General features: G+C 64.6%; 11 protein-coding genes. 1 reads left to right on the top strand and 10 read right to left on the bottom strand.

All coding sequences use genetic code 11. The features are described 5' to 3' along the window. Window positions 1-5: 5 nt before the first annotated feature. Genes EJ071_RS17795 through oiaX form a run of 3 tightly spaced genes read right to left on the bottom strand, consistent with a single transcriptional unit; the run spans window position 6 to window position 3,401 of the window. Complete coding sequence (locus tag EJ071_RS17795; protein WP_126102633.1) at window positions 6-764, bottom strand: triose-phosphate isomerase; 759 nt, start codon at window positions 762-764, stop codon at window positions 6-8. A 58-nt stretch (window positions 765-822) separates the two neighbouring features. Then, window positions 823-2,148 carry a four-carbon acid sugar kinase family protein gene (locus EJ071_RS17800; protein ID WP_126099010.1) on the bottom strand — a complete coding sequence of 442 codons (1,326 nt, stop codon included), beginning with the start codon at window positions 2,146-2,148 and terminating at the stop codon, window positions 823-825. 2 nt (window positions 2,149-2,150) lie between these two features. After that, complete coding sequence (gene oiaX, locus EJ071_RS17805; RefSeq protein ID WP_126099011.1) at window positions 2,151-3,401, bottom strand: 3-oxo-isoapionate-4-phosphate decarboxylase OiaX; 1,251 nt, start codon at window positions 3,399-3,401, stop codon at window positions 2,151-2,153. A gap of 183 nt (window positions 3,402-3,584) precedes the next feature. Between oiaX and EJ071_RS17810 the strand changes: the two genes are divergently transcribed. Beyond that, the gene (locus EJ071_RS17810) at window positions 3,585-4,298 is read left to right on the top strand and encodes a transcriptional regulator NanR (protein ID WP_126099012.1); all 714 of its coding nucleotides are present in this window, start codon (window positions 3,585-3,587) and stop codon (window positions 4,296-4,298) included. A gap of 6 nt (window positions 4,299-4,304) precedes the next feature. On the opposite strand, the gene EJ071_RS17815 is transcribed toward EJ071_RS17810, so the two are convergent. The 7 genes from EJ071_RS17815 to EJ071_RS17845 all read right to left on the bottom strand — a co-directional run bounded on the left by EJ071_RS17815 (window position 4,305) and on the right by EJ071_RS17845 (window position 12,618). Continuing rightward, a complete protein-coding gene (locus EJ071_RS17815) occupies window positions 4,305-6,209 on the bottom strand; it encodes a hypothetical protein (protein ID WP_126099013.1) in 1,905 nt (634 codons plus the stop codon). Further along, window positions 6,206-7,240, bottom strand: coding sequence for a Gfo/Idh/MocA family oxidoreductase (locus tag EJ071_RS17820; protein ID WP_126099014.1), 1,035 nt, complete (start codon window positions 7,238-7,240; stop codon window positions 6,206-6,208). Before EJ071_RS17820 ends, EJ071_RS17815 begins: the two co-directional genes overlap by 4 nt. A gap of 2 nt (window positions 7,241-7,242) precedes the next feature. After that, window positions 7,243-8,307, bottom strand: coding sequence for an ABC transporter permease (locus tag EJ071_RS17825; RefSeq protein WP_126099015.1), 1,065 nt, complete (start codon window positions 8,305-8,307; stop codon window positions 7,243-7,245). After that, window positions 8,304-9,851, bottom strand: a complete 1,548-nt coding sequence (locus EJ071_RS17830; RefSeq protein WP_126099016.1) for a sugar ABC transporter ATP-binding protein — start codon at window positions 9,849-9,851, stop codon at window positions 8,304-8,306. The genes EJ071_RS17825 and EJ071_RS17830 overlap by 4 nt, the downstream gene beginning before the upstream one ends. After that, complete coding sequence (locus EJ071_RS17835; RefSeq protein WP_126099017.1) at window positions 9,848-10,513, bottom strand: DUF2291 family protein; 666 nt, start codon at window positions 10,511-10,513, stop codon at window positions 9,848-9,850. Before EJ071_RS17835 ends, EJ071_RS17830 begins: the two co-directional genes overlap by 4 nt. A gap of 78 nt (window positions 10,514-10,591) precedes the next feature. Beyond that, a complete protein-coding gene (locus tag EJ071_RS17840) occupies window positions 10,592-11,533 on the bottom strand; it encodes a D-ribose ABC transporter substrate-binding protein (RefSeq protein WP_126099018.1) in 942 nt (313 codons plus the stop codon). Window positions 11,534-11,790: 257 nt separating this feature from the next. Continuing rightward, the gene (locus EJ071_RS17845) at window positions 11,791-12,618 is read right to left on the bottom strand and encodes a phosphogluconate dehydrogenase C-terminal domain-containing protein (RefSeq protein WP_126099019.1); all 828 of its coding nucleotides are present in this window, start codon (window positions 12,616-12,618) and stop codon (window positions 11,791-11,793) included. Window positions 12,619-12,629 lie beyond the last annotated feature (11 nt).

The following is a 12,629-nucleotide window of genomic DNA, read 5'->3' on the forward strand; positions in this document are numbered from 1 at the left end:
CTCCCTCATAGTTTGGCGAGGCATCTGGACAGGATGTCGAGGTAGCCCTCGACAGCCCATGCAGCGCGTCCGATGAACAACCCGTCGATATGCGGGCATGCGATGAGTTCAGCGCAATTGTCCTGGTTGACCGAACCGCCATAGAGGCAAGGAACGCGGCGCCCGAGCACGTCCTCAGCGGTAGCGATGATCTCTGCCTGGCGGGCATCGGCATAGTCCGACGTCGCCGGAATGCCGTTGACGCCGATTGCCCATACCGGCTCGTAGGCGAGCAGGATCGGCGCACGCTTCTGCGCGGCGCTGAGCTTGGAGAGCGCGCCGCGCACCTGCCTGTCGAGAACTTCGCGGGCCAAGCCGGCCTCGCGTTGGGCAAAAGTCTCGCCGATGCAGATCAAGGGGGTCAGGCCGTGGCGCAAGGCGGCCTCCGTCTTGAGGCCAATGGTTTCGTCGGTTTCGCCGAAATGCTCGCGGCGTTCGGAATGGCCGAGCTCGACGATGTCGAGATTGCAATCCTTCAGCATCACCGGTGAAATCTCGCCGGTCCATGCGCCCTCGTCGGCCCAATGCATGTTCTGGGCACCGACCTTGATGGAGGTATCCCTCAGTATCGCCTTGACCTCTCGCGCCGCCGTGAAGGGCGGGATGACGAAACGCTGGACCCGCGGGTCGCCTTCCGGGTCGGCAAGCAGTCCGCTGGCGAAGGCATGCGCCTCGCCAAGCGTCTTGTTCATTTTCCAGCTTGTGCCGATCCAGACTTGAGGCATCATTGATCAGTCCCTTGGCGACATCGGGCCGAAAACGGGTGAGTGCGGCATGGGACTATCAACCGCCGAGGCCGTCGCGGATGGCCGAGAAATAGCGGTCGGTTCCGACCTGTCCGCCCTTCAGCGCCACCTCCAGCCCGTCGACCGCAGCGATGCTCGAATGGGCGACGCACAGCGGCGAGCCGGGCGATGCCGGCAGCGGCATTCTCACCGTCAGCGCGTCGACGCCCATCTGGCCGAGCGCGTGGCTGGACGTGTCGCCGCCGGCGATGATCACCCGCTTCAATTGCTGTTCCACGGTCAATGCGCGAAGCAGTTCGCCCAGGCCACGGCCGAGTTTGTGGCGGGCGCCTTCCTGGCGGTCGATCTCCGCTCCGCGGTCGGCCGTAGGACCGAGTGCCGTATAGAGGATCACACTGCGTCCGGCTTCCAGGCTGGCGCATCCGGCCGCCACGGCGCGCGCGATCGCACTTCCGGAGCGTTCGGAGACCAGCTCGACGGGGTCGACCTCGATGCCGTCGAAACCGTCGCTCATCGCATGCCGGATCTGCCGTTCCGTCGTCGGCGAGCAACTGCCCGACACCACCGCGATGCGGTCGGCGGCGCCGGGCGGCTGGAAGCTCGCGCTTGCCCCTGCATTGCCCTGACATTCGGCGAGCAACGCATATTCGATGCCGGAGGAGCCGGCGACGAAATATCCGCCTGACTTGCGGGTGCGCCAGATTTCCTTGCCGGCGAGCACCTGGCTCTCGGGACTGTCGACATCGATGAGCAGGATCGCCGAATCCGCGGCCAGCCTGTCAAAGGCTCCGGACCTACCAGGCGACCGCAGCGTTGCGAGATCGAGCAGTTCCGACGGCAGGTCGGTCTGGCGGGACAGATGCACCAGGAGATCGGATTCGTCCATCGGCGTCGCCGGATGATGGCTCATCACCGGGTGGCGGTCGATGCGATAGTATCTGTCGCGATAGGCCGCGAAGAGGTGACCGAAGGCGGTGTAGCGCTTGAGCTGCGGCGCGCCGATCACCAGCGGCACGCAGGCTTGCGCGAACACCGCGCGACCGATCTCGATCGCCCGGCCGATGCTGCCGATCGTGGGGCTGGAATCGAAGGTCGAGCAGACCTTGTAGTGGCAGATCTCGGCCCGCAGCGTCTTCAGCCAGGCGAAGGCGTCCTTGAGGTATGTGTCCATCCATTGCGGCGACTCGCTGCGGCTGGTGCCGGCAAGGCCAACGGCGCGGCAATGCGCGAAGCGCGTCATCAGTTCGGCATCGGGCTTGCGCATGAACAGCACGGTCGGCACGCCGCCGAGTTCCAGCGCCTCCATGACGTCGGTCGAGCCGGTGAGGTCGTCGCCGTAATAGCTGAGAAGCAGGTTTTGCATGCTCAGGCCGCCTTGCCGTCGGCGAACTTTTCGATCGAGCGCGCTAGCTCGGGGTGACCGCGAGCGTAGTCCGTCAGCGCAATACCCTCGACCGCCGCCTGCCAGGCCTGCTGCACGGCGCGCACGCCGGCTCCCGGCCCGTCCGGATGGCTGACGATGCCGCCGCCGCAGAGATAGAGGAGATCGACCGTGCGCCCGGTGCGCTCATAGGTCTCCGGCGCCTGTCCGCCCCATTGGCCGGATCCCGCCACCGGCAGCGCGCAATCTTCGGCCGAGAACAAAGGTGTCGTCACAGCCTCGAAGGAGCGAACGAAGGAGTCGTCCGGCTCCCAGTATTTGGAGGCGATGCCGTTGATCTGGAACTGGTCGACGCCGAGCAGCCGCCAGAACTGCTGCCAGACCTTGAAGTCCATGCCGAGGCCGGGATGGCGGGTGAGGATGTCCCAGCCGTTGCGGTGCGCATGCAGCACCAGGCCGGAGCGCTTGCGCAGGAAGGCCATGCCGCCGAAGCCGACGGAGTTGATGTTGACCACCGCGCAATTGCCGCCGGCTTCAAGCACCAGATCGTGGTTACGCATCATCTCGTCGGGATCGGCGTGCGAGATGCCGAAAGCGTACATCACTTTCCTGCCGGTCTTCTGCTCATGGTCGTGAATCAGCGGCATGATCGCCTTCAGCCGCTCCGACAGCGGCGAATAGGCCGGGCTCATCAGCTTCTCGTCATCCTTGATGAAATCGACGCCGGCCTCGATCAGCTCGCCCACCATCTCGGCCGTCTCATGCGGCCTCAAACCCAGCGCCGGCTTGACGATGGTGCCGATGATCGGGCGGCCCTCGACGCCGGTGAGCCTTCGGCTGCCGGCGACACCGAATTGCGGGCCGGGATGAGCGCCTCGGAACTCTTCCGGCAGCTTCATGTCGATGACGCGGATGCCGGTGAGCCCCCTGATCGAATAGATGCCGCCGATCGCAATCGTCATCAGCGCCGCGAGATCGGTACCGATCGCGTCGAAAGGAAAAGCGATGTCGACATCGGCGCGCTTGAAGGGACCACCGCCGACCTCGGGTATCGACGGTTGCGCCGCGTCCGGCAAATGCCGGATCGCAAGCACGCGCGCCGCCACCCGTGCCTTCAACTCCTCGGTCTCGCCGGGCAACGCGACGAAGGTGCCGGTCGACTGGTCGCTGGCGATCTTGGCCGCCAGCGCCTCGATGCTCCCCGCGGTCTCGATGCGATAGGTGAGGGTGATCATGGCCGGGTCATACTTCGAAAAGGCAGGAAAAGAATTCCCTGTGCTCGAAATCTGGTATAATGAGCACATAAGCATTGCAAGCAATATCCTGCTTGGCGGAGCGCCATGCGAAAGGTGACAGCCATTCCGGAAATTGCAGTCGCGGTGTTAGATTGGGTCTGGGTCAAGGAGTGATTCGCGGCGATGAACCGTTCGGAACCGATCGTCCGGCGCAAGCTTTCCGATGAAGTCTTTGCCAGGCTGAAGCGCCTCATCACCAGCGGCGAGTTGCAGCCGGGTGACGACATGCCGTCCGAGCGCGAACTGATGGAGCGCTTCGAAGTCGGCCGGCCGGCGATTCGCGAGGCGATGCAGGCGCTGAGCAATATGGGTCTTGTCGCCATCTCGCATGGTGAGCGCGCCAAGGTGCTGCAGCTCACCGCCAAGTCGATCATCAAGCAGGTCGACGGCGCGGCCAAGATCATCCTGTCGTCGTCGAAGGATACGCTGGAGCATTTGAAGAGCGCGCGCATCTTCTTCGAGCGCGGCATGGTCAAGGAAGCGGCCGAGAAGGCGACGCCCGAGGATGTGCAGCGGTTGAGAGCGACCGTCGCCGAGCAGCGCGCCGCGCGCGGCGATGCCGAGGCCTTCATCTCCGCCGACATGCGCTTCCACACCCAGATCGCGGCGATCTCGGGCAATCCGATCTATGTCGCGGTCAGCGAGGCGATGCTCGGCTGGCTGAAGGAATATCACACCGAGATGCTGATCTGGACCGGCAAGGAAAAATTCACACTGACCGAGCACGAAGAGATCATCGGCTGTATCGAGAAGAAGGACGCCGAAGGCGCCGAGAAGGCGATGATCAAGCACCTCGAACGCTCGCGCGCCCTCTATGTGATGAGCTCTGAGAAATAACTTCGTTCAGCCGATCCTTGCTATGGCGTAAGCCGGCATAGTGAAGCGCCCTGAAGCCGCGCCGATTGCAAGCGTGCGTTCACCCACTCCGTCCCAGATCGTAACCGGACCTGCCGCTCCGCCAACCAGCGCCGAGATGTCGACGGGCACCTCGTCCGACGCGATGTTTGCCAGCCAGGCCGTCACGGCGCCAGCCGGCGAGCGGCCCGCCAGCGCAGCCACGCGATCGCCGCTGACGCGCACAGCGATATGCGTATGGCCGGCCAGCGCGGCGAGGCCTTGCACAGCATGGAAGATCGGCCGCGGCTTTCCTTCTTCGGCGGGTTCGCCGGCGGCTGCCAGTACGCCGAACGACCCCGTGAAGCCGGAAAGCGTCAGCATCTCCAGCCCGGCCGGCGCCACGCGCGCGGCATAGCCGATCGTCCAGGCGGCAGCGAACAAGCCGGCATGGCGCGGATCGCGATTGGCCATGGCGATGCGCTGGCCGTGTGGATTGTCCTTGGTCGCGCCGCCATAGGGGTTCTGCCGCATGGCGATGGTCGAGGGTCCGATGCGATAAGGCTTCGCTCCGTAGATCGCCCGTGTCGACTGGGTGATGAAAGGCAGCGCCTCCAGCGATTGCATGACACTGAGATCGTCCGCCGCGTGCACGATCGGGCAGGTGCAATGGGTGATGAAATCGAGCGCGTCGGCGGGAACGCGCTTGCGGTTGAGCTCGGTGAAATAGCTGAACATGCCGCCGCCAAGGCGGATGTCCGGAAAGGCACGGCGGGCGGCGGCGTAGACGTCCTCGAGCGGTGGGCATGCCGGCCAGATGCTGCCGGGCGGCGTAGACTGCCGGTCGACCGAAGGCGAGACCGCGATGGTATCGAGGCGCAGACCCACCCTGCGCACCATCTCGGCAACGCCGGAGAGTTCAACGTCGAGATCGCCGGCACAGGCGACGACGCATTCGAGGGTTGTCTTGGCGGGGAATGCGGCGGCGAGCCTGGCATGGGCGCGCAAGGCGTCCAGGCCGTGGCCGCGTGTCGGATCATAGTGGAGGAGAAGCTGCTGCGGGCCAAGGTTCGACAGCAGCGGAAGCTTGGCAAGCGCCGCCTCGACATCTTCCGGATAAATGACCACACCGATATCGGGCAGCTTCGCTCCGGCTGCGCCAAGTTCGATGTGGACCGGTTCGGTTCCCGCTGCGGCGGCTTTCGACTTCTCGTCGCCGGTGATGCGCAGCGTGATCGTCTGACGATTGGTTTGTCCGGCCGGCAGCACGTAGGGCCACGGCAAAGCGAGCGGCCGCACATAGGTCTTGTAGGAGGCGTCCGACCAGTTGCGCTGGTCCTCCATCTCGAAAATATCGCCTTCCATCCGGCATTCGGCGCCGACGCCCGGCCGGACCTGCTGAGTGATGGCGCGCATGTTCTTGAACGGCTGCCAGGGGTCGATCAGCAAGGGCAGCTTCGTGTCCGCCACGCTGCCGTCCGTATGCTCGATCTTGACCGGGCTGCCGGCGAGACCGGCGATCGGATGCAGGATGCAGAAGCCGCAGCGGTTGGTCTCGAAATCGCTTTCGGGCAGCGCGCTCACATCGAAGACGAGGCGGCCGTCGGCGCGGCCCTCGATCGTGGCGTCAAAGCCGAGCCGGCTCCCGCCCGGCCCCTCGCAGCTTGCCGAGTAGCGCACCGAGAAACGGTCGTCACCTTGTTCGATGACCAGATCCGCCAGCACCGGCTCATAAGTGCCCCAGTCGCGGTCGCGCACGATATAGGCGGCGGCGCGCAGCACCTCGACGCCGCCATGGCGGACGGTGCGCAGATTGCCGTTGACGAAATCGGCGCTGAGCGGGCCGGCTACGAGCCGGACCGGTTCGGCGTCGACCGCGCGCGTGCCGTAGAGGCGGAACGTGCCGGCGGTCATTTGAGCAACTCTTCGATCCGCACCGGCTGCCGGCTCGCGGCGCCGGCATAGGCGGCCTCGACCAGGGCGAATGTCTTGAGATTGTCGGCGCCGGAAGTCGCCGGCTCCTTGGCACTCGTTAGACAGTCCACCCAGTGCTTCTGGATCGCCATGACGCTTTCCTGGATGTTGTGCCATGGCCGCGACGCCCAGGGGAGCAACGGCGGCGACACGTCGCTGATCTTGGTTCCGCTCTTGCCGGTGACCGTGAGCTGATAGCCCCGCGCCAGCCGGATTGTGCCATCGCTGCCGTCAAGCTCGATCAGCGTTTCGGGGAACGGTTCGGTCGCAAGCTTGGTCGCATAGCTGCAATCGACCACGGAGATGGCGCCGCCTTCGTGATCCATCAGCATCGTCGCCACGTCCTCGCCGGCGATGTCCGGATTGACGCGCGCGGCGCGCGCGGTGAGGCTCGACACGTCGCCGAGCAGGAAGCGGGCGATGTCGAGGATATGGATGCCGAGATCCTCGATGATGAAGCGCTTGCCGGTCGCAAGATAAGGCTGCCCCGAAAACACGTCATAGGCCGAGCGGAAGGAGATGCGCCCGAAGAACGGCTTGCCGATCTCGCCGCTGTCGACCACGGCGCGCACCGCCTGGATCGGCGACTGCCAGCGGAAGTTTTCGTGCACCATCAGCGGCACGCCGGCATCCGCACAGGCTTTGACCATGGCTTTGGCGTCGCCGAGCGTCGGCGCGAAAGGTTTTTGGCAGATCACCGGGACGCGGTTTGCAGCAGCCATCTCGACCAGCGGCCGATGGCTGCCGACGGTGGTCGCGATGTCGACGAAGTCGAGCGTCTCGCCGGCAAACATTTCGGCCGCATCGCTGTAGCGCCGCTCGATGCCGAACTGGTCACCGACGATCCGCAATCGCTTGGGATCGCGGTCGCAGATCGCGACGATCGAAGCGCCGTCGATGTCGCGCCAGGCATGCATTTGGTTGACCGCGAAGAAGCCGCAGCCGATCAGCGCTCCACGCAAGATCGCCATGGTCAGCCCACCTTCGCCATCTGCATCAGCGTCACCCGGCTCTGCAGCCGGCGCTGCGCCTGGTCGACGACGACAGCGACGATGATGACGAGACCCTTGATGACCATCTGCCAGAACGAGCTGACGCCCATCATCACCAGCCCGTCGGAGAGGATGCCGATGACAAAGGCGCCGACGATGGTGCCGCCGATCGTGCCGCGGCCGCCCGACATCGAGGTGCCGCCGAGCACCGCTGCCGCAATGGCGTTGAGCTCGAAGCTTTCGCCCGTCGCCGGGTGCGAAGCCATCAGCTCGGACGAGATAATGAGACCGACGATCGCCGCGCAGAAGCCTGAGAACATGTAGACGAACATCTTCACCACGTTGACGCGCACGCCCGAGATGCGCGCGGCACGCTCGTTGCCTCCGACGGCGAAGATGTGGCGGCCGAGCGGCGTGTAGCGGGCGAGGTAGGCGGCTCCAAGCGCCACCACGAGCAGTATCCAGATCGAGACCGGCAGGCCGAGCAGCTTGCCGGCGCCGAGATAGCCGAATCCGGTGGTGCCGAGCTCCGGCTTGCCGACGAGGTTGGGGAAGGTGCGGCCGTCCGACGACAAAAGCGCCAGGCCGCGGGCGACATAGAGCGTGCCGAGCGTGGCTATGAAGGGCGCGACGTTCAGCCTGGTGATCAGCAAGCCGTTGACGGCGCCGATCAGTATGCCGACCGAAAGCGTAATGAGAGCTATCTCGACGACGTTGAAATAGACGGTGTAGCCGATCTGCAGGTCGATACCGTTGAGCACGAGATAGCCAGCGACCATACCGCACAAGCCGACGATCGAGCCGACCGACAGATCGATGCCGCCGGTGATGATGACGAAGGTCATGCCCATGGCGAGGAAAGCGTTGAGCGCCACGTGCTTGGCCATCAGGATCAGATTGGCGGCCGACAGAAAATTTGGCGCCGCGATCGAGAAGAACGCCAGCACCGCGATCAGCGCGATGAAGGTGCGGAGCTTCATCAGCGTCAGCAGCACGGAGCCGCTGGACGCGGATGGCGCGGCAGCCTTGGCTGGAATGTCGGTCATCGGCGTTGCTCTCCATGCACGGGTCCATGGCCAAGCGCCGATGCGGCGACGATCGCCGCTTCCGTCGCCTCGGCGCGATCGAACATGCCTGTCAGTTTTCCGTTGCTCATCACCGCGATCCGGTCGGATAGCGCCATCACCTCGTCGAGGTCGGAGGTGGCGAAGAGAATGCCCAGCCCGTCGCGTGAAAGCTTGCGCATGGTGCGGAAGACATCGGCCTTGGCGCCGACATCGATGCCGCGGCTGGGCTCGTCCATCAACAGCACCTTTGGGTCGGTGAGCAGCGCCTTGCCGATCACCACCTTCTGCTGGTTGCCGCCCGACAGCGACGAGACTTCCTGCATCGGATCGGCGACCTTGATCGCCAGCTCGCGCACCATCTGCGTGACGGCCTGGCGCTCGGCGCCGCCGCGTATGTGGAACAGGCTGACGAAACGCGACAGGCTCGCAAGCGTCAGGTTGCTGGCGACCGACAGGATCGACACCAGTCCCTCGCGTTGCCTGTCTTCCGGGATCAGCGCCAGGCCGCGCTGGATACGCCGCGCCGTGTCGCGCTCCTTTACCGGCCTCCCGTCGATGAATATCCTGCCGCTCGCCTGGCCGTGACGGCCCATGATGCAGTCGAACAGTTCGCTGCGGCCGGCGCCCATCAATCCGTAGATGCCGAGGATCTCGCCGGCGCGCAGCGACAGCGAGACATGATCGACCGCCAGTCCGCCGGTGACGCGCGGCAGGCAGATTTCCTCGGCGCGGAATACTTCTTCGCCGGGCTGATGGCCGTCGGCCTTGGCGAAATCCTTGGCGTCCGAGCCGATCATCTGCCGGACGATCCACTGCGTATCGACTTGTCTCATCTCTTCCTGGCCGGTGATGCGGCCATCGCGCAGCACGGTGATGTAGTCGCCGATACGGATCAGCTCTTCCAGCCGGTGCGAGATGTAGACGATCGCCACGCCGCGCGCCTTGAGATCGGCGATCACCTTGAACAGGATCTCGACCTCGGCCGCGCTCAGCGCCGAGGTCGGCTCGTCCATGATCAGGATACGCGCGTCGAGCGAGACCGCCTTGGCGATCTCGACCAGCTGCTGCTGGCCGATACGCAAATCCTCGACCAGCATGTCGGGCCTGATGCCGGCTTCGAGCTGTTCGAGGAATTCGGCGGCGCGCCGCTCCTGCGCCTTGTGGTCGATCTTGCAGAAGCCGTTGGTCAGCTCGCGGGTGGCGAAGATGTTCTCGGCGACCGAGAGGTTGCCGAACAGGTTCAGCTCCTGGAACACCATGCCGATGCCGCGGCTGACGGCGTCTCCGGAGGACGAGAAGGAGACCTCGTTGCCGTCGAGCAGGATGCGGCCGGCGGTCGGCCGTTCGACGCCGGCGATGATCTTCATCAGCGTCGACTTGCCGGCGCCATTCTCGCCGACCAGCACGTTGACCGCGCCCTTGCGCACCTCGAAATTCGCGTGCTTGACCGCCACGGTGCCGGCATAGACCTTGGAGATGTCTTCTAGCTTCAGGATGACGTCGTGACCGGGCGGGGGGCTCATGGCTTCGGCCCGATCTCGGCCTCCGCCGGCGTCACCAGCGGCAGGTCCTGGCCGCCTTCGATCGTATAGGCGCCGAGCACCTTTGCGGTGCGGCCCTCGAGCCCATCGCGCGGCAGCTTGGACAGCACCGTCTTGCCGGCATGGGCGTTGAAGGCCTTGCCGAACTGGGCGAAGTCGATCTGGTTGGTGAAGTCGTTGAACTGCACGAAGTCCAGACTGTCGCGCAGCGCCGTACCGCGCATGGCCGGCCCGATCTGCACCCGCGCGTCCGCCTTGCCGTCGCCGTCGACGTCGACATCGATGGTTGCCGCGCGCGATTGCGTGTTGGCGGCGACGATCTTGCCCTCGACGCGCACCGCGAAGGTCCATGGCGAATTCGCCTGCTTCTTCGGATTGCCGTATTTTGCGCCGGCAGCGGCGGGATCGGTCTTTGCCAGCGCATGGACCTCGGCGAACGGGCCTGCCTTCTGCTGCAGATAGGGAATGACCTTCGAGGCCCAGATCTCCTCGACCATCTTGTCGGGATTGAAGGCGGAGCCGTTGCCGCTATCGGCACCCTGCGCCGAGGGCGTCGGCAGGATCTTGCAGGCGCTCAGGCCGACGGCGGCAGTGAGCGCAAGGATCAGCCAACTCTTCTTGAGCGGACAAGCCGGCTTGGTCATGGCAATCAAGGATACCCGAAAGTGAAATGGAGGCGAGGGACGAACAAGTGTTCGCCCCTCGCAGCTTCTATCGCCAGCTCAGTTCTTGAGCGCGAAGGTCTCCAGCTTGGGAGCATTGTCGCCATTGATGAGCACGCAGTCCATGAGCTGCTTTTCCTTCTCGGGCGACTTCTTGTTCTTGATGAAGTCGCTGGCCTGATCGACGGCCATCTGCGCCTGGGCATAGGCCGGCTGCAGCACCGTTGCCTTGATGCCGCCGGAGGTGATGGAGTCGCGCACGTCGTTCGAGCCGTCGAAGCCGACGACGATGACATCCTTGCGGCCGGCGGCGGCAAGCGCCGCATAGGCGCCCATCGCCATCGTGTCGTTGCCGGAGATCACGCCCTTGACATCGGGATTGGCCTGCAGGATCGATTCCATCTTGGAATAGGCCTCGGTCTGGCTCCAATTGGCCGACTGCTGCGCGACCATCTTCAGGTCCGGGTAGTCGTCGATCACGTCGTGATAGCCCTTGGAGCGGATGCCGGCGTTGGTGTCGGATTCCTTGCCGACCAGCTCGACGAAATTACCCTTCTCGCCCATCAGCTTGACGAATTCCTGCGCGCCGAGCTGGGCGCCCTGGTAGTTGTTGGAGACGATCTGCGCCACGGCGACGCCGGTGGCGTTGATCTCGCGGTCGATCAGGAAGGCGGGAACGCCGGCGTCCCTGGCCTTCTGCACGGCGGCGACGGTGGCGTCGGCGCCGGCATTGTCGAGGATGATCGCCTTGGCGCCGCGGCCGATCGCGGTGTCGATCAACTCCGACTGCTTGTTGGCGTCATCGTCATGCACCAGCACCAGCGTGTCGTAGCCGAGCTCCTTAGCCTTGGCTTCGGCGCCCACCGCTTCCGCCTTGAAGAACGGATTGTCGTGCGAAGGTGTGATGATGGCGATCAGGTCCGCCGCATAGGCAGGCATGGCGGTGCCCAGTGCGAGCACGCCGGCGAAAGCCGCAAGCGTCATTCTGCGAGTGAGTTTCATGAAGTCCTCCCGTTGAAAACCGTGCCTCGATCGAGGCAATCGTCTGTGTTTGAAATTCGTCAGGCGGTGCCGGCCGCGCCGCTCGGATTTTGAAAGCCTTCGCCGGCTTTCATCCGAACCGACCCTCGCTGCCGCTCCCCGCCATTCCTCCACGTCCGCTTCGGATTTTCCCAGCAATCCGAGCCGGAACAGCTAAAGCCAACTGGTATGATGAGTCAATCACTAATTCAGGTGATATGTACCTGATAGTAGCTATCTCAGGTGATGCGCTGGATGCTGGCAGCGATCTCCTCCGATTCGAAGACCCGCTTCCAGTCGTCGCGCATCAGCACCGGCTTGCCGAACTCGATCGCCTTGTTGCAGGCGTCCGAGAACACGCCCTTGGTTTCGCCGAAGATGACGGCGCCGAGCACGTTCATGTGGCCGAGCAGGAAATCGAGCGCCGCCTGCCGATCGACGCCGCGCGCCACGACCTCGTCGAGCGCCTCCTTCATGACGACGAGCAGGGAAGCGCAGACCGTCTCGGAGAGGCCAGGCTCGAGCAGCGCCATCTGCTCGACGGTGACGCGGTGCGAGCGCATCACCGGCGCCCAGATGATCTGGGCGATCTTCTCCCCCTTGGCGTAGTCCTCTTCCGGCCCCTGCATTAGGGCGCTGACGAAATGCTGCTTGGCCTTGACGCCACCGAAGAAGTCCTTCTTGGCCGCCATGTCGGTCTCGTCGTTGAAGATCGGCGGATGGCAGGGATGGGTGACGAAATAGGTCAGGTCAGGACGCTTCGGCAGATGGCCGGCAAAGGGCGCCGCGGCATCGAGCACGATCACCATCGTCCCCGGCGCCAGCTTGCTTTCGATGCTGGCCGCGACCTTGCCGATATGCGTGTCGGGAACCGCAAGGATCACCACTTCGGTGCCCTTGAGCGCCTCGTCGACGCTGACCGTATCGATGCCGAGTCCGGTCTTCAGGCGCTCCTTGCCCGCCTCGCTGATCTCGACATGGCGTATCGTATAGGGCGACCCGCGAAAATTAGTCGACAAACGGTAGCCCATTTTGCCGCCCGCACCGAACAGCGCAATCGTTGTCATTTGGCCTTGCT

This window comes from Mesorhizobium sp. M1B.F.Ca.ET.045.04.1.1, from assembly GCF_003952465.1.
GTDB lineage: Bacteria > Pseudomonadota > Alphaproteobacteria > Rhizobiales > Rhizobiaceae > Mesorhizobium > Mesorhizobium shonense.

Bases quoted from the DNA above. Each gene is read 5' to 3' on its own strand.
- EJ071_RS17810 (WP_126099012.1), top strand. From the start codon at position 3,585: ATGAACCGTTCGGAACCGATCGTCCGGCGCAAGCTTTCCGATGAAGTC.
- EJ071_RS17845 (WP_126099019.1), bottom strand. From the start codon at position 12,618: ATGACAACGATTGCGCTGTTCGGTGCGGGCGGCAAAATGGGCTACCGT.
- EJ071_RS17815 (WP_126099013.1), bottom strand. From the start codon at position 6,209: ATGACCGCCGGCACGTTCCGCCTCTACGGCACGCGCGCGGTCGACGCC.
- EJ071_RS17825 (WP_126099015.1), bottom strand. From the start codon at position 8,307: ATGACCGACATTCCAGCCAAGGCTGCCGCGCCATCCGCGTCCAGCGGC.
- EJ071_RS17835 (WP_126099017.1), bottom strand. From the start codon at position 10,513: ATGACCAAGCCGGCTTGTCCGCTCAAGAAGAGTTGGCTGATCCTTGCG.
- EJ071_RS17795 (WP_126102633.1), bottom strand. From the start codon at position 764: ATGCCTCAAGTCTGGATCGGCACAAGCTGGAAAATGAACAAGACGCTT.
- EJ071_RS17820 (WP_126099014.1), bottom strand. From the start codon at position 7,240: ATGGCGATCTTGCGTGGAGCGCTGATCGGCTGCGGCTTCTTCGCGGTC.
- oiaX (WP_126099011.1), bottom strand. From the start codon at position 3,401: ATGATCACCCTCACCTATCGCATCGAGACCGCGGGGAGCATCGAGGCG.
- EJ071_RS17800 (WP_126099010.1), bottom strand. From the start codon at position 2,148: ATGCAAAACCTGCTTCTCAGCTATTACGGCGACGACCTCACCGGCTCG.
- EJ071_RS17830 (WP_126099016.1), bottom strand. From the start codon at position 9,851: ATGAGCCCCCCGCCCGGTCACGACGTCATCCTGAAGCTAGAAGACATC.
- EJ071_RS17840 (WP_126099018.1), bottom strand. From the start codon at position 11,533: ATGAAACTCACTCGCAGAATGACGCTTGCGGCTTTCGCCGGCGTGCTC.